This window comes from Vulcanisaeta souniana JCM 11219 (genome assembly GCF_026000775.1).
GTDB classification, from domain to species: Archaea; Thermoproteota; Thermoprotei; order Thermoproteales; family Thermocladiaceae; genus Vulcanisaeta; species Vulcanisaeta souniana.
Map to the genome: position 1 here is coordinate 1,047,807 of NZ_AP026830.1, position 18,282 is coordinate 1,066,088.

General features: G+C 44.5%; 25 protein-coding genes and 1 other RNA gene. 8 read left to right on the forward strand and 18 right to left on the reverse strand.

Translation table 11 applies throughout. The features are described from left to right. Positions 1 to 51: 51 nt before the first annotated feature. Complete coding sequence (locus tag Vsou_RS05615) at positions 52 to 912, reverse strand: putative RNA uridine N3 methyltransferase (protein ID WP_188602304.1); 861 nt, start codon at positions 910 to 912, stop codon at positions 52 to 54. A gap of 26 nt (positions 913 to 938) precedes the next feature. After that, entirely contained in the window at positions 939 to 1,073 is a 135-nt protein-coding gene (locus Vsou_RS05620; RefSeq protein WP_264890793.1) for a hypothetical protein, read from the reverse strand. 178 nt (positions 1,074 to 1,251) lie between these two features. On the opposite strand from Vsou_RS05620, the gene Vsou_RS05625 reads away from it, so the two are divergent. Then, positions 1,252 to 1,416, forward strand: a complete 165-nt coding sequence (locus tag Vsou_RS05625; protein ID WP_188602303.1) for a hypothetical protein — start codon at positions 1,252 to 1,254, stop codon at positions 1,414 to 1,416. A gap of 15 nt (positions 1,417 to 1,431) precedes the next feature. On the opposite strand, the gene secY is transcribed toward Vsou_RS05625, so the two are convergent. The 4 genes from secY to Vsou_RS05645 all read right to left on the reverse strand — a co-directional run bounded on the left by secY (position 1,432) and on the right by Vsou_RS05645 (position 4,705). Further along, positions 1,432 to 2,871, reverse strand: a complete 1,440-nt coding sequence (gene secY / locus Vsou_RS05630) for a preprotein translocase subunit SecY (RefSeq protein WP_188602302.1) — start codon at positions 2,869 to 2,871, stop codon at positions 1,432 to 1,434. Beyond that, a complete protein-coding gene (locus Vsou_RS05635; RefSeq protein WP_188602301.1) occupies positions 2,864 to 3,337 on the reverse strand; it encodes an uL15 family ribosomal protein in 474 nt (157 codons plus the stop codon). The genes secY and Vsou_RS05635 overlap by 8 nt, the downstream gene beginning before the upstream one ends. Before the next feature lie 152 nt (positions 3,338 to 3,489). After that, positions 3,490 to 4,044 carry a 50S ribosomal protein L30 gene (locus tag Vsou_RS05640; protein ID WP_188602300.1) on the reverse strand — a complete coding sequence of 185 codons (555 nt, stop codon included), beginning with the start codon at positions 4,042 to 4,044 and terminating at the stop codon, positions 3,490 to 3,492. A gap of 49 nt (positions 4,045 to 4,093) precedes the next feature. Continuing rightward, entirely contained in the window at positions 4,094 to 4,705 is a 612-nt protein-coding gene (locus Vsou_RS05645) for a 30S ribosomal protein S5 (RefSeq protein ID WP_188602299.1), read from the reverse strand. A 153-nt stretch (positions 4,706 to 4,858) separates the two neighbouring features. On the opposite strand from Vsou_RS05645, the gene Vsou_RS05650 reads away from it, so the two are divergent. From Vsou_RS05650 to Vsou_RS05660, 3 genes are all read left to right on the forward strand, one after another. Beyond that, positions 4,859 to 5,290 carry a hypothetical protein gene (locus Vsou_RS05650; RefSeq protein ID WP_188602298.1) on the forward strand — a complete coding sequence of 144 codons (432 nt, stop codon included), beginning with the start codon at positions 4,859 to 4,861 and terminating at the stop codon, positions 5,288 to 5,290. A gap of 48 nt (positions 5,291 to 5,338) precedes the next feature. Next, positions 5,339 to 5,788, forward strand: a complete 450-nt coding sequence (locus tag Vsou_RS05655; protein ID WP_054843151.1) for a hypothetical protein — start codon at positions 5,339 to 5,341, stop codon at positions 5,786 to 5,788. 216 nt (positions 5,789 to 6,004) lie between these two features. Continuing rightward, positions 6,005 to 7,315, forward strand: coding sequence for a type II/IV secretion system ATPase subunit (locus tag Vsou_RS05660; protein ID WP_188602297.1), 1,311 nt, complete (start codon positions 6,005 to 6,007; stop codon positions 7,313 to 7,315). A 335-nt stretch (positions 7,316 to 7,650) separates the two neighbouring features. Here Vsou_RS05660 and ffs read toward each other — a convergent pair. Next, positions 7,651 to 7,977: signal recognition particle sRNA (ffs, locus tag Vsou_RS05665), an RNA gene on the reverse strand. Between the two features lie 82 nt (positions 7,978 to 8,059). Between ffs and Vsou_RS05670 the strand changes: the two genes are divergently transcribed. Then, a complete protein-coding gene (locus tag Vsou_RS05670) occupies positions 8,060 to 8,671 on the forward strand; it encodes a hypothetical protein (RefSeq protein WP_054843149.1) in 612 nt (203 codons plus the stop codon). A gap of 30 nt (positions 8,672 to 8,701) precedes the next feature. Then, complete coding sequence (locus Vsou_RS05675; RefSeq protein WP_188602296.1) at positions 8,702 to 9,181, forward strand: hypothetical protein; 480 nt, start codon at positions 8,702 to 8,704, stop codon at positions 9,179 to 9,181. Here the strand turns inward: Vsou_RS05675 and Vsou_RS05680 are convergent. From Vsou_RS05680 to Vsou_RS05705, 6 genes are all read right to left on the reverse strand, one after another. Beyond that, on the reverse strand, positions 9,156 to 9,653 hold the full coding sequence (locus Vsou_RS05680; protein WP_188602295.1) for an adenosine-specific kinase: 498 nt from the start codon (positions 9,651 to 9,653) through the stop codon (positions 9,156 to 9,158). The two genes, Vsou_RS05675 and Vsou_RS05680, sit on opposite strands and share 26 nt — an antisense overlap. Positions 9,654 to 10,114: 461 nt before the next feature. Continuing rightward, positions 10,115 to 10,549 (reverse strand): hypothetical protein, encoded by a 435-nt coding sequence (locus Vsou_RS05685; RefSeq protein WP_229709657.1) that lies wholly within the window; start codon positions 10,547 to 10,549, stop codon positions 10,115 to 10,117. A gap of 22 nt (positions 10,550 to 10,571) precedes the next feature. Continuing rightward, positions 10,572 to 10,745, reverse strand: coding sequence for a hypothetical protein (locus Vsou_RS05690; RefSeq protein WP_188602294.1), 174 nt, complete (start codon positions 10,743 to 10,745; stop codon positions 10,572 to 10,574). Between the two features lie 31 nt (positions 10,746 to 10,776). Beyond that, the gene (locus Vsou_RS05695; RefSeq protein WP_054843146.1) at positions 10,777 to 12,321 is read right to left on the reverse strand and encodes a type II secretion system F family protein; all 1,545 of its coding nucleotides are present in this window, start codon (positions 12,319 to 12,321) and stop codon (positions 10,777 to 10,779) included. Between the two features lie 33 nt (positions 12,322 to 12,354). Beyond that, positions 12,355 to 13,242 carry a ribose-phosphate diphosphokinase gene (prs, locus tag Vsou_RS05700; RefSeq protein ID WP_188602293.1) on the reverse strand — a complete coding sequence of 296 codons (888 nt, stop codon included), beginning with the start codon at positions 13,240 to 13,242 and terminating at the stop codon, positions 12,355 to 12,357. 38 nt (positions 13,243 to 13,280) lie between these two features. Beyond that, positions 13,281 to 13,715, reverse strand: coding sequence for an RNA-binding domain-containing protein (locus tag Vsou_RS05705; RefSeq protein WP_188602292.1), 435 nt, complete (start codon positions 13,713 to 13,715; stop codon positions 13,281 to 13,283). Positions 13,716 to 13,801: 86 nt separating this feature from the next. Here Vsou_RS05705 and Vsou_RS05710 point away from each other — a divergent pair, with 86 nt between their 5' ends. Continuing rightward, positions 13,802 to 14,500, forward strand: coding sequence for an HAD family hydrolase (locus tag Vsou_RS05710; protein WP_054843145.1), 699 nt, complete (start codon positions 13,802 to 13,804; stop codon positions 14,498 to 14,500). On the opposite strand, the gene Vsou_RS05715 is transcribed toward Vsou_RS05710, so the two are convergent. Beyond that, positions 14,494 to 14,967: a ribosomal protein L13e gene (locus Vsou_RS05715; protein WP_188602291.1), complete on the reverse strand. Its 474-nt coding sequence runs from the start codon at positions 14,965 to 14,967 to the stop codon at positions 14,494 to 14,496. The genes Vsou_RS05710 and Vsou_RS05715 overlap by 7 nt on opposite strands. A 94-nt stretch (positions 14,968 to 15,061) precedes the next feature. Between Vsou_RS05715 and Vsou_RS05720 the strand changes: the two genes are divergently transcribed. Further along, positions 15,062 to 15,412: a hypothetical protein gene (locus Vsou_RS05720; protein ID WP_188602290.1), complete on the forward strand. Its 351-nt coding sequence runs from the start codon at positions 15,062 to 15,064 to the stop codon at positions 15,410 to 15,412. Here Vsou_RS05720 and Vsou_RS05725 read toward each other — a convergent pair. The 4 genes from Vsou_RS05725 to Vsou_RS05740 form a co-directional block, all read right to left on the reverse strand. Continuing rightward, positions 15,398 to 15,769: a hypothetical protein gene (locus tag Vsou_RS05725; protein ID WP_054843143.1), complete on the reverse strand. Its 372-nt coding sequence runs from the start codon at positions 15,767 to 15,769 to the stop codon at positions 15,398 to 15,400. The genes Vsou_RS05720 and Vsou_RS05725 overlap by 15 nt on opposite strands. Beyond that, positions 15,759 to 16,154: an HIT family protein gene (locus Vsou_RS05730; RefSeq protein ID WP_229709656.1), complete on the reverse strand. Its 396-nt coding sequence runs from the start codon at positions 16,152 to 16,154 to the stop codon at positions 15,759 to 15,761. The genes Vsou_RS05725 and Vsou_RS05730 overlap by 11 nt, the downstream gene beginning before the upstream one ends. Positions 16,155 to 16,201: 47 nt before the next feature. Then, the gene (locus Vsou_RS05735) at positions 16,202 to 17,212 is read right to left on the reverse strand and encodes a transcription initiation factor IIB (RefSeq protein WP_188602289.1); all 1,011 of its coding nucleotides are present in this window, start codon (positions 17,210 to 17,212) and stop codon (positions 16,202 to 16,204) included. 67 nt (positions 17,213 to 17,279) lie between these two features. Further along, entirely contained in the window at positions 17,280 to 18,263 is a 984-nt protein-coding gene (locus tag Vsou_RS05740) for a replication factor C small subunit (protein WP_188602288.1), read from the reverse strand. Between the last annotated feature and the right edge of the window lie 19 nt (positions 18,264 to 18,282).

An 18,282-nucleotide genomic window follows, 5' to 3' on the forward strand; every position in this document is an offset into this window, starting at 1 on the left:
CATTGGCTGGTGGCCATTCCTGGTCAGCCGAAGGAACCGAGTTGTTCCTCATCACGGTAATGAACCACGTAGGTACCTAATGACGTTTATTATTGATAGGACGGCAATAACAGCCTCCTCGGTTCTTACGGTCTCAACACCTTGACCAGGTATGAAATTAATAAATGGGTATCTTTTCAAAGCCTCCTCTATGCCCTCGGCCCTGAGGATCTCATCAACGCCATGATACGGGGAACCAAAGACCACAAGAACCTTATCTCGGCTAATGATGTTCCTTAGGTTATCCATGGCATCCTTAATATTCATGCCCTCCTTACCCGTTAAAATCACATAGTCATAGTCATTAAACAACCCATTCAAATCCCCAACCTCTGGGTAAAAACCCCAATAGATGTTTAGGCGGTCCCTTGGAACAACATGCGCCCTATACGTGTCGTCCCTGGTGGTTGGGGCGTCAATTTGAACAACAACCCTCGTACCCAGTGGCATTGGTCTCGGTACCTTAGCATAGACTTCATTGCCGATCTTAATTATCGAGAAGTAGCCATCCCACCTAACCACGACCCCCTCCCTATACTCACCCCTTTGCGGTTTGCCCTCCGGTGCATGATTGGGGGTCTTTAATGGCGGTAGTAAACCAACGTACTTAAGGTCTCTGTCGAGCTTAAACAAGTCCTTCCTTAGGTATGGTGGTGCCGAGAGATATTGGAGATTCTTGTTTATGAAAACAGCCCGATCCCTATCACCAACCAGCCTATGCCTGTACACAATGATCTTGTTTACCTGAAACATAGCAGCGCCCCTACCAACATAACCGATCTTCCTCACCGCCTCCCGATCATCAGGAACCTCGGCAAGGAAGTCACTGGGTATTGCAATATCAATAATTGGTTTTAACCTTGAAACCCTCATTTTAACACCATGACTTTAAAACAAAACTACTTCTTACCTCCGCCCTTGCCCTGCTTATCCTGCTGTGCGCCACCTTGTGCGGACTCAGCAGTTGCCCTACCCATCCTTCTTTCCTCCTCCTCACTCGTTATGAATAGGCTAGTCCTTTGTTTACCGCCCACGGTAATTACAAATACGGGCTTAATTTATAAACTTTTTCACGTTTAGGGCCCCGCCTCTCCAAAGGGAAAGAGTGGCTTCAATTGGGCATAAACGTCGCAGCAAGCGTGGTGGTATCAAATAATACTTGGCTACTTCACAAGAGGAACTAAGGAGGACTGTCTCTACCTACGGAGGAAGATGACTGGGGTTCAATCCACCATTGGTGAGTATAAGGATGTGTTGTACTATGGTGCGTATATTGAATTGAATAAAGTGAAGCATAGGTTACTTCATGAGTCGGCGTGTCTACAATCTAACCTGGGTTACCCATTCAGTATTGCGCAGGATAGGTCTACCCTTTAAGATGGGGGAAGGAGGTTATTCTTTACCAAGGAGCCTCTTGAGCCCTGGGTAAATCTCAAACAACTGCTCCTGCATCGCCAGTGAGTAGTACTGTATTATTATCTCCACGACAAGTATTAATCCAATGCCACCGCCGAAGACACCAGCTATATCACCAAGGGCGGCTATGACACCAACAATTAAGCCACTTATTACTGTTAGCATCCTCACATACCTATCAAGGAATCTGGCGATCACCCTAGCACTCGGCCTAAAACCAGGTATTTGCATACCACCTTGAATTATGTACTTAGCCTGATCCTCAGCACTAAGTCCAGCTAGGTTCACCCAGACTATTGCGAAGACCACCGACAGTACAGCGTACATCACTATATGCACCGCTATGTAGGCAGCATCGATGTTCCTAGGTACGACAGTGAAGTAATAAAGCAGGGAGTTCGGGCATGGTATTAAACCAACGGTTGTAGAGTGCGCACACGCCAGCCAATTAAGGAAGGGATTGGCATTGGCCTTGTTATACGCGCTCCAAATAAGTGTTAGGCCTTCACCAACGAGGTAAACGGTGTATGCCGTGAATATTATGGGGAGCACCGAAACGTACATGAGCTTCAACGGCACTGAATACCTATAACCCCTGTACTGAACCAGGGCTACTGGTATTGACACCTCCATTAATTCCAGGTATAGTACTATCAATGCCAGGGCTATTGTTGCTATTAAGCCAGTGAGACTCGGGAGATTAACCTGGTAAAGGATAGTCATTAGGTAACTCAATTTCCCCGCTATTGCATAGTATATTGCCGTTGCCAAGGCTGGTATTGCGCCATAGGGTATTGTGGAACCCGGTAGTATGAAGGGTGAGAATGTCATAGCAAACATTTGCTTAACTATAGTAACAAGGATAAATAGCGATATACCACTACCTAGGCCCCAGCCCTTGGATATTAAGTCATCCATGAGGATTATGATGAGGGTGGCTACCAGTAATTGAATGATAATCAAGACACCACCAAGTGCATTAACGGGGATCAACTGACCACTCGTAACCAGGGCTATTGATTCAAGGAGCCCAAAGACAATTGCCAAGAGCTTAAGCAATGCATTGAATTTTGCCTGATCCTCCGGGTCCTCAAGATCCACGTTAATCATGTCAGAGAAAACAAGAATCTCAAGTATTATGCCAGCCACCACTATTGGCGTTATACCCAACTGGGCAAGTGATCCAAAGGTTATGCCCAGTATTGAGGCTATGGCTGGTGACATGAAAAAAGACGGTGTAGTGGGACTAAGCCCGTAGAGAGGCGTTATTGACATGAGGAGGTACACGGTTATCGAGAGAAAGGTCCAGAACAACCTAGAACCCATACTGAGGGCTTCCTTTGGTTTAGGGACCGTTGGCATGAGGCGTAGTATAGGTTCCACAACATCTATGAACCTACGCCCGCCACTAGCCATGCACTACCCCCCTGACGAGCTCCACGGAACCACCCACGGCCCTGACCTTCTCCTCGGCCTTCCTGGAGATCCACACTGCTTTAATAATCATAGGTTTAGTGACGCGCCCCCTACCCAGTAACTTGTTAAAACCGAGCTTCGTGAGGTCAATGACGTACTTACCATCGGCCACCTGAGCCAGACCTTTACTAACTAACTCATCAAGCATCATCTCGAGCTCTCCAACATTAATGCCAAGCTTGGCGGCAACTATCGTATTGGGCTGCTTAAAGCCATGCTTTCCAAAGAATGGATAACCATTAGTGTCCTCGGCATATTTCATGACGAGAGACCACTTATGTTTATGAAGACCTGACTTACCCCTGCCACCACTTGAGCCACTCTTTCTATGCTGGCCAACCCTACCCCAACTATGCGTTCTCAAGCCCCTGTACTTCCTCGACTTTCTCTCAAATCTCCTAACCATGACTACGATTGATTATTGAAAGCCTTAATAAATTTTACGACTATCCCTTGCCCATACAGGCAACGCATCGTTATAAAACACCTAAATTGATCAAACAAATAATTGATTCGTCTATTAGGTTGTAAACAGGAAACGGAAGGATTTAGGCTGGGTCATAGCATTCTAAGTATTAATTCGTTAATTGCAATGCCTCTATAGCCCAAGTCGCCACCCTCGTTATAACTCTTCTTAATGCCCCTGAGCCCTCCAGATGGTGGATGGAGCCTAAAGAATGGCTTTAGCTTAGGTATGCATAGAACTTTATTGTCTGCCTTGGGCCATGGTTTATTGTCAGGACACGCCAGTTGATTAACCTCACCCATTATGTACGCCAGTGCGAATTCATCAATGCTTGACCAACCATACTTCTTAATCCAATCATCAGTGAGCGGCTTATCACCAACAAGCCTACCCCTCCTCCTCAGTAGTTCCGTTAGGGTGTCGGCATCCACCTCACCCCAAGTAACCCAATCTTTGATGGTCTTAAGCATACCTAGGTAGGCTGGTCTCTCATCGATGATGACGCATGCATATCTTCTCCTTAACCTAAGTATTTCAAGGGCCCTCTCAACTTCCGGCGACGTGTCGGCTAAACCCTTGAGCCTTATTACGGCTATCCGCGTATACAGGGTATTCTTTCCTTGTTGAATGCCCTCCTGAACCTGCATAATCAGACGCTCAATAAACCTATAATTATTAAACTTTAGCCCTCCCGCTTTAAATGGAGAATGCGTAGGTCTTTCTTAGTGCGTCGTATGTCGCCTTAACCAGGTTGTGGGTGGTTCTTGTCTCGCCCCAGGTGTATGACCAAATGTCCTTAACACCAGCGAGTCTAAGGACAGTTTTAGCTGCGTCCGCGGCCACTAAACCAACACCCTTGGGTGCTGGTATTAGGAGGACCTTCACACTGCCACTCTTGCCAACTACCTTAAACGGTATGCTGTGGGGCTCGTCACAGGAGCAGTGCCAGGAGCCACAACCCCTCCTGACAGGCACTATGTTTAGTTTAGCAACCCTAATGGCCTTCTCGATTGCTTGGTTAACCTGCTTACCCTTACCCATGCCAATGCCCACATAACCATCCTCATTGCCAATAACCACAGCCACCTGGAACTGACTAACCTCACCGGCATCCGTCTGCCTCTGTACAATGTTTATGCTAACAACCTCATGCCTAAGGTTTGGCAGGAAGAAGTCAATTATCTCAGGCTCCTTAATGGGTAGGTTAAGTCTGAATATGTCATCTATTGATCTAACCTTTCCATCCTTAACTAACCTACCAACCCACGTCTTAGGCTGCCAAGCCTCAGCAGCAGACTCGGTACTCATTGACCAAAAACGTAACTGAGCCATTTAAAAATATTTACATCGTGAGAATTAACCACGTTAGGTATTGATCATTGATCCTGGGCCATTACAATACGCAACTCGTAATAAGTGATGCAGTTCCTTATTAACTGAAGTGAGCATTGAAGCATTGATATGGCGCTGGATAGGTTGATTGCGGAGACAATGCTATTAATAGGCTCGATATACCTGGGATACGTCCTATTCACTGTACTGGGGCACATGACGCCTGTGTTGTCATTAACGAATTCCATGAACCAGATGGCAAGTGCAAGCATTTACGTACCTGACGCGGTGATAGTAAGTAATGAGACAGGTAATCAATTATACCTGGTCATTTACAATAATGGCCGCATACCAATAACCCTAAGGGAAGTATATATAGAGAATCAGGGAAACTCGACACCCATAGACATAGGTAATGTATACCTAACCCCGGGTAATTACATTGTGCTTCACTATGAGACACACTATACCCAGTGCAGGGTTAACATAGTCTTCTGCGTGGCAAACACCACAATATGCATGATGTATGACACAAATACCACCCAGTACGTTATTTCATAGGCTTTTAACCATTAGTGACTTAAATACCAACCTGAGACTAACCTAGTGATGTATTACGGGAATAATACAAGAAAAATAAACAGACAAAAAAGAGGAGACCTGAGTGGACCAATATATACAATACTCATGATAGTCTTCGTAATAGTGGCCGCGATAATGCTGTATAACTACTTCCAGTCAAGAACCTCTGTACTAACCACCCAGGCGCAAATAAGCATAGTCAACCCACAATTGGCTGGAAACGTTTATTCAGTAACCGTGGAGAACATAGGGACGACACCGGTAACAATAACCTCAATATCAATATACCCACAAAACTCACAAACACCAATGGTAACACAAACATTAAGCACCACCATAAATCCAGGGCAATCAACGAGCATAGTGGGTACAGCATCAAACCAGTTCATAACTGGTAATAAATACATAGTCGTCGTTGAGGGATACGCACAGGGTAATCAGGAGGTTGCCACGGAAAGCATAGCCATATCGCAATAGGTTAAATACTCAACCAGGTCAGGGTGAATATCAAAATTATCTAAGGGCTTCCCTAGTACGGTTTTATTGACTTTTTGCTCTACACGATGGCACTTATGATCAGCCTTACATTAACCCATCCTCCCCATAATGCCAAGCATAGAATGGGTACTCTAAATGAGTATGGGAAAGAGATTGTATTAGTGGCTTATATCTTGAGTTGAGGATCATTAATTGATGAGCAGCTACATGGTTTCTGTACAGATTGAGGGATTTGCATTTAAGATACCGGTTTCCATAACTGCTAAGGAGAATGCCTACTATTACGTAGTGAAGGAGCCCAAGTGCAATGAACAGTGCCAGGAGTTGAGGGGTAGGATCATTGACATTATGAGGCAACGCAGTATAACAATACTTGATGCGGTGAATGAGTCGTTAAGGGACTTGGGCAATAGGCAATTGATGGAATCAATCATTTACTACATATTAAGGGACCTGAGGGGATATGGACCAGTAACAGTACCACTTTTTGACCCAGGTATTGAAGAAATTGAACTAAATAATTGGCTTTATCCAATAACCGTCGTCCACAGAGACCTTCCGGGGATCAGGTTAATAACGAATATTAGGTTTAACTCCGAGGTTGAGGCCAAGGATTTCATAATGAGCATGAGCAAGAGGGGACTACCGAGATCAGTCTCGTTACTAAAGCCTTACCTGGAAACCATATTGCCCGAGGGGCATAGGTTCACGGGAACCATTGGCGAAATAACCATAGGACCGACGTTCAGCATAAGGAAATTCCCACCAGAACCAATGACCCTTGAGGAACTAATAGTAAGGGAAACACTGAGGCCCAGTGTGGCAGCCTACCTATGGCTAATTGCCGAGCTTAAGGGCTTCATAATGATTAATGGTCCAATGAGTAGTGGAAAAACAACACTACTCAGCGCCATAGTCAGCAAGTTACCCATGTATTCAAAGATAATAACCATAGAGGACACGCCGGAAATACGCTTACCACATCCACACTGGGTTAGAATGTTTACCAGGGAGAATGAGGATGAGAAATCCAGGATAGAGATGTTCGATCTGGTTAAACTAGCCGTAAGGTATAGACCTGACTATATAATAGTTGGGGAGACCAGGGGCGATGAAATACACGCGTTATTTCAGGCGTCCGCATTGGGGCATGGCATGCTAACCACATTCCACGCATCAACACCTGAGGAATTATTGATAAGGCTCATAAACCCACCACTTAATGTAAACATGGGTAACCTACAGTTACTATCTACCGTGGTTTTCATGACCATAAGGAACGGCAAGAGGGTTATTAGGGACGTCGTAGAACCAATAATCAACAATAATTCAGTGGAATTCAAAAGCATACTTACAAGCACCGGCGATATAGACATTAACAAAAGCCACAAACTAAAGGCATTGAGCAAGGCCTATGGAATAGATGCAGAGCAGGAAATCGCAAGAAGAGAAAAAATGCTAATGGAAAGAAAAGTCACTGACTTCGAAATTGAGGAAATACAATAACCTATAATGACCCCCCATCAAATCCTATACTCCAGAATACCCTAACTGTTTATACCGCTAGTAAACGGAAATCATCACCATTCAAAGACTTCAATACCCAATGCCATCAACAACCATACACGCTACTAATTTAATGGCAACCATAAAACCAAACTCATCTGCATGAAACATACATAATCCATGATTAAACTCTCAATAAAGACACGCATTTTACCACAAAGGAAGAAGTGCTGAACCTTATTAAAGTCATTGGTACTAAACCATTGGAAATATTAACAGAATCAAGCGTTAGGAATGACGATAAAAACAACTCACTGGCACTGAGAAACTAAAGGAATGGGACCCAACCCCGTGTATTGCCTTGGACGGTAAACTAGGATTCACGCCAGCCCGTTCTCCAACCGGCAACCCCCCTGAACGCGCCCACCCCGACTTAGGGCCGCTCCCTCCCGGGCCTAACCCGGTTCGTCGGGTTCCGTAGTCGACCAACCCTACGGTTGATCGGCTACGGCGTGGACGCCCCAGGGGACCGGTTATCATTGAGGTACTGGCGTGACCCTAGTTTATCGTCCAAGGCAACGCACGGGTTTCGGCCTCCGAGCCCATCGGCCTAGGTTTTGCCCAGGGGAGGGCTGGGTAGGCCCTCCAGGCCTGGTCCCTTTGTTTATTTTATCGTTGGAGAAATAAACTTTTCTATTTGGGTTTGGGCGGTAGGTTTATTTTCTTCTGCTCGTTGTTTACTTGATGAGTGGTTCTGTCATTAATGGATTTGTTAGGTCGTTAATTGGCGATGTTAGTGGTGATGTTGTTAAGGAGGTTGTTAGGATCGGTTATGCGGTTGCTTCCTTCGTTGTTTATGGCGTGGCTTCATTGATGAAGGAGGGTAAGGGTGTTAGGCTTTCCCTTGTTGTTTCTCTATCGAGGGTTTTTAATGCTGGTTTTATGAGGGATGTTTTCGAGGTTTTAATTGCATCTCAGGGCGATGGCGACGATGTTATTGACGCCGCTGGTTTTGTTTCTGAGGTCTACATGATTAAGCGGGTTTATGGTAATGAAAGAGATCAGTTAAAACCTAGTTTTCTGAGTCCTGTTAAGGTTGATCATGATGTTTACATGGCTGTTTATAACGATGTTAGGAATTACATTAATGATTTCGAGGATAAGAATAACATTGCCTTTGGGTTTGTTGGTAATGCTATGGCCGTGTTGTTAACCACAATAATCATTATGCTAATAATAGGTATGTGCCAGGGAACGAGGAGTGAGGGTTATCCTGACGGTATTAGGGACTTCCTAAACTATGCATTGACGCAGGGCACCCACATGGCCCTTTCCGAATTACTTAGTCACGGATAAGGTTTTAACTGGGTATTAATCAGGTATTGCGTGGTTGATGAGGTTATTGAGGCTAGGGATTACGTGGCTCAATTAATCAATAAGGGTTGGTTTAGGCACGCCGTTGGTGAACGGGGCATCAGGCGCATCATCACCCTATTGAGGTTTATTGACCTTAATTACAGGAGGTGCTCTGCGAACCTTGATCTGGACCTCCTAATTAATCTACTCGATGATTACTATAATACAGAGGGCAGGATTAGGTACTTCGTTAGGGAGTTGATGAGGGTTCAGGGCTATGATAATGTGGCTAGACAATTAATAAATGCCTACCCAGTACTACCGCCAGACCTTAGGGAGTTCCTTGATAAGGTAGCGAAGTCCCTACCCTCTGACGCAACTCCTGGGGCTTTGGTTGAGCAGGCAATTAATGAATTAATGAAGGAATTGGAGAGTTTTAGAGAGAGGCTGATTTCCATTGTTAATGCCGCCAGGTCCCAATGCCCTAAAGCTTATAACCAAACCTCCTAATTAATTCCCTGCGCTCCTTGATATCAGTATCGCCCTCAACACCAAGTGGTGAATGACCATCAACAACACCAACCACGCCCCTCCTCTCTGGCGCTATCTCCGCTACAATAACGGAAAGTGGGTTCGCAGTGGCTGCGTATATGTTCACCACCTCAACCACGTGTCTCAACGCATTTAATACGTTTATTGGCCATGCATTTCTCAGGTAAATCACGAACGTATGACCGGCGGCTATTTTCCTGCACAGGTCTATGGCTAATTTCCTCAACTCCTCATCAGTACCCTCATGTCTAATCAGTCTCTTTCCAGACGCCTCGCAGAAGGCCAGGCCGAACTTAATATTCGGTACTGAGTTCACGAGGGCCTCGTAAATGTCCTCCAGAGTCTTTATGAAGTGGCTGTGGCCTATTATTACGTTTGTACCCTCTGGAATTGGTACATCTATTACCTCGAACTTAATTCCCTGGGACATTATTATTTAAGACGCAGGGATTTACTTTAAGCATTACTATGACCTTCTCCCTTGTCCTGAGGGGATGCTTCTATGTTGGAGATCCCGTGTGCTAACCCCTGGGATGAGAGTTAATGGTTTTACACAGTTTGTTATTACGTTGTAGCTCATTATTCTATGCCTTTACTACCACTACATGCCCTATTTTCCTGACTATGTTTATTGATGCATTGATGGCCCACCTGAGGACCAATTTAAACCGAACTAGGGACCTAGCTTAGTTAAAAACGCGGGAACTAAGATAATAAGCATTTTCATTAGCCCATTAAGCAGAGTTTACTAAAACTAATCCCACGTCAATACCAACGACTGAGGGCAGTAACTGTTAAGGAAATCAAGAAAAGAACCACGCATGCGCACATTAGGAATGGGAAATATGAATAATACCGAAGAATGCACAACTCGCCACGAATAACGGGACTTTAGGTATGACCGTAATGTAATTTCTTGATTATATAACCCAGTGTATCGAGTAATTCACTTGGCATGTAGCCCTTCTTCGTTCTTTTTAGCTTAACCTTGTTTTCTCCATGTACTATTCTTACGTTCTTTTTCGTGATGATTATCGTCACAGTCTTCATGAGGTCCACGTACGGCTCATAGGTAAACTTGCTGCCACTGTATAGGTACCTGCCTAAAAACGTGTAGTAATTGGTGCCGGTCATGCTAATAACCCTACTAATTATTGGCGAGAACGCGAAGAGAAGCTTTCCGAACCTTTCATCATCGAGCCTTGTGTATGTATTATTATTAATTATTACTGAAAGTAACACGCCATTTACCACTTGGGAGGCGAATAAGCCATCTGGGCCGGTGATACTTAGCGCTCTAATTCCGTGTCCTTTGGTGAATGACATTAGGCCGGTCAGGACGGCCATGTTATTTTGCCTCTAATGGTGTCCCATCCGCTGGGCACTTATGGAAGGTCTTCTTGGCGCATGTTGGGCAGTATATAGCGTGGCACTTTGGGCATACGTAGTAATCATCATACTTAAATAATTTCTTACCGCACCTCCAGCATCTGCCAATCATCAATGTCTTAGATACGTACACAACTACGCCTGGTCCTGGCGCTTTTAAAGTCTTACGCTATAATGGGTATTTCCGCAGCGGCAAACATCAGGGCTAGGGTTAACGGTATGGGTATTACCGACTTTATTGACGGATTGAGTGTCAAGTCACTGAGTAGTGAGGATAGCAACGTCACAGACATACTTATTATGTATGCCACAATTAATAGAGGCATTAGTATTGCATTGAGGTTGGGAATTGTAAGACCAACCAGTGTGTATGGGGCGTTCTTTATCACCGAGCTTAGTGACGAAACAACGAACTTGCCTATGTACGTGACGCCGGCAAACACAAAGGGCAATGAGTAATTAAGTAATTGTAGAGATCTCGCATTGTAATTAATGTTCATGATCAACGCCTTCAACTCCAAAAACACCTCCACGAGCTTATCCAATGCTCTTGATGGAGAACCTAGGTTTGAAACTTCCCTCAGTAAGTTAATGGCATATTTAATAATCCAGGGTCCATCGATCTTGACATCACCGCTGAATCGGGCGATCCTTCGTAAATACGTAAGTAACGTCCTTGGATATGGATTATCCAACACCCTCTCAATTGCTGTGCCAATACCAACCCCAGCCTTTACGATTTCAGATATGTCGCGGATCACATCAGGCAGTGAAAGGACTGAACTCTTAATATCATTAATTCTCTGCGTAACTAGGATAGAGAAAAGCACCGGTGGTATTACCAAGGATATTAAGCCGTTGATCCCGAGGTAAATTATAGCCACTGCGCTAAGTAGCGCTGAGGACCCTATTATTATGTACATGTTTCTATCGTGCTTAAGGTCCATGCGTATTATATATGGTATTGACTGGTAAACCCTCATTATGAAGGCTGGAAGTAATAATGATACTGCCGGCATTATGTATAGTATTGCGTAATTTAGACCAAGTATTGTCGTTATGATTATAAAAAGAATCAGTATCATTACTGAGGAGACCACGGCAAGTACAATATCAATTATCTGCTTCGATAAAGCAGATAACCTACTATTAAGCATTGATAAGTATGTACTCTCGACACTCCTAACGTAATTAGTTACATCACCACTATAGCTCCACACAGACACATAACCATTCATAAATCTCTGGAACTCAATGCTCGGATGAGACCTTGCCCTTAGTTGCATGGCCTTTGTCAATGAATTAGTGGTTAAAGAATACCTCTTAATCAAGAGCCACTCCCTATTAATCCACTTAAGGCCAACCCTACCACTTATCTCAAATGCGTGAGTTATGTCACCGCCAATATCATGTACTATATCGAGTAAAACCATGAAAAATGGCAGTTCCCACTCAACATTCTCCTTAACCGAGTTAACAGAGTATGATGCCCAGACAACCGTTAACACGATTGGTATTGCAGGTACTGGTATTGAAGTTAATGATATCATCAATGACTTGGTTACCAGATATGTTATTACTGGTACCGGCATTAATGATAATACCATTTTCTCAACGATTGATGCGATCCTACCTGGATTCCATGAATAACCACCGGCAATAGCCTTATTACTCAGATAATCCTTAATTACGCGTCCCAGCGTCTTCACGTAATAATATACTCAATTTCCCTTAAAAGGCACTTACGCAATCAAGCCCCTAAGTGCCTTAATTACTGATTGATTAACATAAACCTCGGTGTATTTGGTGGGTATCGTGTTAGAACACGTTATTGACGAAACACCTGCCTCAAGCATCCTTGAATCAGCCATATTAAGCAATAGGCAGTGCGTGGCAATTGCATACACCCTAGTGGCACCCATCGACTTAAGTATCCTTGTTGCCTCTATTATTGTGCCCCCAGTCGCGATTATATCATCTATTATGAAAACCTCTTTACCAGTCACGTCTAGTTCCTTGGGCTTCATGGTAATCTCCCCAGTAACCCTGTCACGGAACTTCTCAAGGTAACTAAAGGGAATGCCTAAGTACTCGCTGACCTTCTTGACCCTCCATAATGAACCAATATCTGGACTCAGCAAAACGGCATTGCTAACATTGCCTATTTTACCTGCGTATAGATCGAATGGTTCTACGTTAATGCAACGCATGTTAGGCGCCTTGAAGGCGTCCGGTTTATGTACATCAACGGTAATTAAGGAGGATGCACCAAGTAATGATAGTAGTGAGAGTATTGTATTTAGACTAATTGGTTCTCCATCCCTAAACCTCTTGTCCTGTCGTGAGTACGGCAGGTAGGGTAAAACAATATGGATATTCTTAATGCCCATATCACGTGCAGCGTGTATTGCAAGCATTGTTTGAATCAACCTGTTGTTCTGCTCGGGGTAAGCTCTTTGGATTAATATTAGTCCTTCGTATGTAGTAATGTCAATTGGGTACCTAATGTACGACTCCCCGTCAGGGAATTGCTTAGTTTCAAGGGTTACATGATTAAGTCCCAGGGTATTAGCTACCTCGTTACCCATGTCAGAGGACCAGGGAAATGATGCAACCAGGTACTTCTCCACGATTAAGTGTGTGTTCCTTAATTTTAAAGGGTTTATCCTCATGGATCCTCAGGAGGGGGTGTCTCGTAGAGTCTCCTTCCCCTTGAGGTCCTCGGTGCCAACCAATCAATTAATCTACGTGGGTCATTGGTCTCTACTATAAACGTTATGGGTCCCAGGGGACTCTCATTCTCTTCTGTGACGAAGGTCAGTACGCCGGCATACGCCGCCTGTTTATGTAAGTGAAATACTACCCTATTGTCCTCCATGCCTTTTATAAGCACTGACCTTGCGCTATCCTCAATACCCTGCTCCTTTATCAAATTATGAACCCTAATTAGTGATTTAAAACCAAGGCCCAGGGCAACCAGGTACTTCTTACCTTCGCTCTCCTCAACCCTTAGATCATCGTAGATAAACACATTACTAAGTGCCCTCCTGACCTTCTCCTCATCCTCCGTAGGCCTAACCTCAACCCAAACCTCAGCCCTCACGCTATGCGTGAACAATCGAGTATTTATTAGGATTAGGTGTCGTGCACATTAATCTTTAAATATTTTAGTTAAAGTCTGTGCCTCGTATGAAGACGCTGTTTTTCGAGGTACTCAATACATTGGTCAGGCTGACGCATTTTGAGACTGAAGGCGCCAGGCTGATAAGGGATGAATTAAACATGAGGATACCACTCGAGGAATTGGCAAATCAATTCAGAAAGGAGTGGGAGGACAGGTATAATGTTTTGATGAGTAAGGGTGTCTACAGGTCATTGAGACAATTGGCCAGGGAGACCATGATATCACTACTCAGGAAGTATTCCCTAAGCCTCAGCCCGGCAGAACTTGATTACTTCGGTAATGCCTTATCATCACTCGTTGTGGAGACCTCAGAATTATACCCAGACGTCATTGATGCAATCAACGCATTGTCACAAATGAACGTACCCATGTACATACTCACAAACCTAGACAACGATATAGCTAAGAAAATACTACTCAGGAATAACTTATTGAGGTACTTCAAGGGAGTTGTTAGTTCGGACTTAACAAAAACTGGTAAACCAGCGGTCAAGATATTCCAGGCGGCCCTAAATAGGGCTGGGGTTTCACCAAACGACGCCCTAATAGTAAGCGGGTTGGTTGAGGACGTGATTGGCGCCAAATTCCTTGACCTAAAGGTCGTGTTTGTAAGGAGAGTTGATGTGCAATTACCCGTTAAGCCATTTTACGAAATAACAACGCTATCGCAATTACCAGAGATAATTAATAAAATTAATCAGTGACCGCCCTTAGCCCTAACGGCCTCATGTCTCCTCTTCTCGGCCCTCTCCTTGGCCTTCTTTCTCCACTTGTGAACGTGGGTCTCCCTCAAGCCAACGCTCATTAAGCCCCTCATTTTACGGCCAGCGGGGGTTAACGCCCTAAATACCCTGCCCTTCTTGCGCTTTATCCTAATTACCCTAGGCAATACTGGTTCTGGTGGCAATGCCTCGCCACTGATTACCTTACCTAGCCATTCCCTAAGCCTTTGAACGTTAATATCCCAAACACTATCCCTATTAAGGTCAACCCTAATGCCCAGTAGCCTAGCCTCACTAATCGTTAACCCAACGGCTTTAACCTCACCAACTGAGAAGCCCCTACCAATCCTCCATTCACTGCCTAAAACGCCACCATTACTAATCAGCCTAGGCTTCTTAACGAGTGGATCCGGCGGTGGTAATACTTGTGGTTGCATTGATTGAGACATCCATACACGTGATCAACACCCCCTTTTAAGCATTAATACCTCACAGCGCTAATTGAGAGAATGCTTAATTAATGCTTCGATAATGGGTAGAATGATGTATAGGTTATTCACGTACATGGCCTTGATACGGTACGTGGAGTTCATACTTATAATACTTGATTTAGCCTATTTGGGAATACTCAATCCATTAAATAAATACCTCGTTATAATATTAATGACTGCAATTGTATACTCATTATTGGCTATATCAAATTACTCATTTACAACAGGTACATGGATAACGCTACTCCTGGTACTCGCCATAATGGCTTCGGACACCGCACTACTCGCCCTAACAGTAATATCCCCAATTATTTCAGCCATTGGCCTATACACGGCGTGCTTTGTAAACATCATACTCGACATATTGGTAGTCGTAATAGTCATAGAACTAGTAAGGAGATAATACGACCATGCCTCTAACAGGGTAATCACCCAAACGCCCGGTGACCACTGCATCAATTATGATCCTCACGTCTGAATCGCCAATGATGCCCTTATTATTAATGATCTTAATGGTATTCCCATGCACCTCCACGTCTATACCCTCCGTTAAGGACCTTGCGTTGATAATCTCTATTTTCATTAATGATGGGTATATAGGCAGAGCAAGCTCGCGAAACGCAGACACCTTAACCTTCTTTCTTATTACCCGAGAGACTGTAATGACTACCCTGTAGTCATTAACAAGGGCCGTAAACACCGAGAAACCTAGGATCAGTATTATTATGGATACGACCAAGTCAATTATTTCAAATGCCATACTCCCTCACTGCACTCTTAATCCTACTAACGGAGTCCTTAACGGTTTCTGGGACGACCTTAACATTGTAGAACAACGTCATGAAGCTCACATCGCCATTCCAACGAGGGACCACTTGAATATATACGTGGGGCGACAGGGAAATTCCTATGTTAAAGCCATGTGGATTGTAGACCCTTTGTAGGATCCCTACGAATTTCCTCGTAATACCCATAAGCTCAGTGAATTGTGACTTATCAATTTCATTAATTGATCTGTGTTCGAGCAATGCAATTATTAAATGACCATTATTGAATGGTTGAGGATTATGAAAAACAACAACCTCCCTATTCCTCATTATTATCAATTCCTCATTACTACTCATCTCACATACCATGCACTTCATTGAATCAGAGAGAAAAAGGAAAAATTAAATATTTTAAGGTTTTGGGACTACTTTATTGGTATTTTAATGTTCAATTCCCTTGCCAACTCCTTGTACCTGTTCCTAACCGTGACCTCCGTGACCTGGGCAGCCATGGCAACCTCCTTCTGGGTTCTAACCTCACCACGGAGCAATGAGGCTATGTAAACAGCGGCCGCCGCAAGCCCAGCTGGGTCCTTACCCGCAGTTAAACCCCTCTTTTTCGCCTGCTCAAGTATGTTAAGGGCCTCCTTAAGTATCTCACCGCTAAGCTTCAACTGCTCAACAATCCTGGGAACATAAAGCTTAGGATCACTGAGCGGTAACCTAACGCCCAATTCCCTGGCTATAAGCCTAAAGCACCTAGCAACCTCCTTCCTACTCGCCCTTGTGTATTGACTAATCTCGTCAAGGCTCCTGGGCATCCCAATCTTCCTACAGGCCATGTGCAGACAGGCCGCAACAATGGCCTCAACACTCCTACCCCTAACCAGCCCCTTCGTTAATACCTGCTCATAGACGCCCATGGCCTCATCAACACACGCCTTAGGTATACCTAATTGTGATGATATCCTGCTCAACTCATTCATTGCCTGAATTACATTACGCTCGTAACTCGTTTGAACCCTAACCCTCTGCTGCCACTTCCTATACTTCAGTATCTCAAGCTTTCTCTTTATGTCTAGTTCCTTACCGCTGGCATCCTTGGTTGCCCAATCAATTGTTGTCGTTAAAGCCTCACTTGTTAACCTATTAAGCGGGCCACCGGCCCTAGCCCGGCTCTCCTTCTCCTCGGCCGTGAATGCTCTCCATTCCGGTCTCAGGTCAATGACATGCTCAAGTACCACTGAGCCACATTTTGCGCAGATGACTTGACCATTTTCATAATCAAAGATGAAGGTTGTTGAGCCGCAGTATGGGCATACCAATTTCTCCTCCCCTTCAGACTTAAATTCTATGATCTTGCCTGATACTCTCAACTTACTTAATAAATTAGTATTACCCTGTTGGTCCTTCTTTTCCTGTTCGGGGTTAGACATAAATATCCCCTATTAAAGCTTTTCGCGTATTGCTTAAATATTTATAAACCTTTCTCTCCATAAAAAGTTATTTAGCGCCCTCACGAAGAAGTCTCCTAATCCTAGCCAGTAACCCATAAACCTGCAACTCACCACTTGAACCCCTGAGCAACCTATAGTGATGCTCACCAGTGATATACACAGCCTTAGGCTTCAATTCCTCGGGAACCTTCAACTGCGAGGTGGCAGAAACAACCTCTCTATGAATTATCTTAATGATATCAAGTGGGTCAGCGCCCTCGTCCTTTATCAATGTCATGACCTCCCTCACGGCTTTGCCGAAATCACCGATAACCGCCTCCGTTACTATTGCCCTAACCCTGGTTGGACTGACCTTACCCAAAGCCCTATACACTGCCTCCTCATCCACCGAACCACCAAGGGCCGCCGCTGCCTGTAGTGTGTTTATTGCTCTTCTCATGTCTCCTTGGCTTATGTCCCAGATGGCCTCTAGGGCTTCGTCGGTTACCTTAACGCCCTCCCTTGAGGCAATATCCCTAAGCCTACCAAGCACCGCATCCCTAGGCAATGGAGAAAACCTAAACATAGCACAACGAGACTGTATTGGCTCGATTATTCCGGATGGGTAATTCGCCAATAGAATGAATCTAACGGATGACGTGTACATTTCCATTATCCTCCTAAGGGCTTGTTGGGCGTCGGAGGTCATGTTATCAGCCTCATCAAGAATAATCAATCTAAATGGGGCTTTCACAGTGGGTACCGTCTTCGCGAACTCCTTAACCTTTTCCCTAATCATCGCAATTCCTCTTTCGTCGCTTGCATTCAGCTCCAGGACGTTCTCACGCCAAGCATCACCATAAAGCTCATGGGCTATGGCAAGGGCCATGGTGGTCTTACCAGTACCAGGAGGACCAAAGAATAATAGGTGAGGCAGATCACCGAGAGTGAGCAGCTCCTTCATTCTGGCCTTAACGTGATCCTGGTCGATAATGTCATCAATCCTAGAAGGCCTATACTTCTCAACCCAAAGAACCTCCTCTGCGGACATTGTGCTTATTTAGTATCAC

Bases quoted from the DNA above. Each gene is read 5' to 3' on its own strand.
- Vsou_RS05615 (WP_188602304.1), bottom strand. From the start codon at position 912: ATGAGGGTTTCAAGGTTAAAACCAATTATTGATATTGCAATACCCAGT.
- Vsou_RS05625 (WP_188602303.1), top strand. From the start codon at position 1,252: ATGACTGGGGTTCAATCCACCATTGGTGAGTATAAGGATGTGTTGTAC.
- secY (WP_188602302.1), bottom strand. From the start codon at position 2,871: ATGGCTAGTGGCGGGCGTAGGTTCATAGATGTTGTGGAACCTATACTA.
- Vsou_RS05635 (WP_188602301.1), bottom strand. From the start codon at position 3,337: ATGGTTAGGAGATTTGAGAGAAAGTCGAGGAAGTACAGGGGCTTGAGA.
- Vsou_RS05640 (WP_188602300.1), bottom strand. From the start codon at position 4,044: ATGCAGGTTCAGGAGGGCATTCAACAAGGAAAGAATACCCTGTATACG.
- Vsou_RS05645 (WP_188602299.1), bottom strand. From the start codon at position 4,705: ATGAGTACCGAGTCTGCTGCTGAGGCTTGGCAGCCTAAGACGTGGGTT.
- Vsou_RS05650 (WP_188602298.1), top strand. From the start codon at position 4,859: ATGGCGCTGGATAGGTTGATTGCGGAGACAATGCTATTAATAGGCTCG.
- Vsou_RS05655 (WP_054843151.1), top strand. From the start codon at position 5,339: ATGTATTACGGGAATAATACAAGAAAAATAAACAGACAAAAAAGAGGA.
- Vsou_RS05660 (WP_188602297.1), top strand. From the start codon at position 6,005: ATGAGCAGCTACATGGTTTCTGTACAGATTGAGGGATTTGCATTTAAG.
- Vsou_RS05670 (WP_054843149.1), top strand. From the start codon at position 8,060: ATGAGTGGTTCTGTCATTAATGGATTTGTTAGGTCGTTAATTGGCGAT.
- Vsou_RS05680 (WP_188602295.1), bottom strand. From the start codon at position 9,653: ATGTCCCAGGGAATTAAGTTCGAGGTAATAGATGTACCAATTCCAGAG.
- Vsou_RS05685 (WP_229709657.1), bottom strand. From the start codon at position 10,549: ATGTCATTCACCAAAGGACACGGAATTAGAGCGCTAAGTATCACCGGC.
- Vsou_RS05710 (WP_054843145.1), top strand. From the start codon at position 13,802: ATGAAGACGCTGTTTTTCGAGGTACTCAATACATTGGTCAGGCTGACG.
- Vsou_RS05715 (WP_188602291.1), bottom strand. From the start codon at position 14,967: ATGTCTCAATCAATGCAACCACAAGTATTACCACCGCCGGATCCACTC.
- Vsou_RS05720 (WP_188602290.1), top strand. From the start codon at position 15,062: ATGTATAGGTTATTCACGTACATGGCCTTGATACGGTACGTGGAGTTC.
- Vsou_RS05725 (WP_054843143.1), bottom strand. From the start codon at position 15,769: ATGGCATTTGAAATAATTGACTTGGTCGTATCCATAATAATACTGATC.
- Vsou_RS05730 (WP_229709656.1), bottom strand. From the start codon at position 16,154: ATGAAGTGCATGGTATGTGAGATGAGTAGTAATGAGGAATTGATAATA.
- Vsou_RS05735 (WP_188602289.1), bottom strand. From the start codon at position 17,212: ATGTCTAACCCCGAACAGGAAAAGAAGGACCAACAGGGTAATACTAAT.
- Vsou_RS05740 (WP_188602288.1), bottom strand. From the start codon at position 18,263: ATGTCCGCAGAGGAGGTTCTTTGGGTTGAGAAGTATAGGCCTTCTAGG.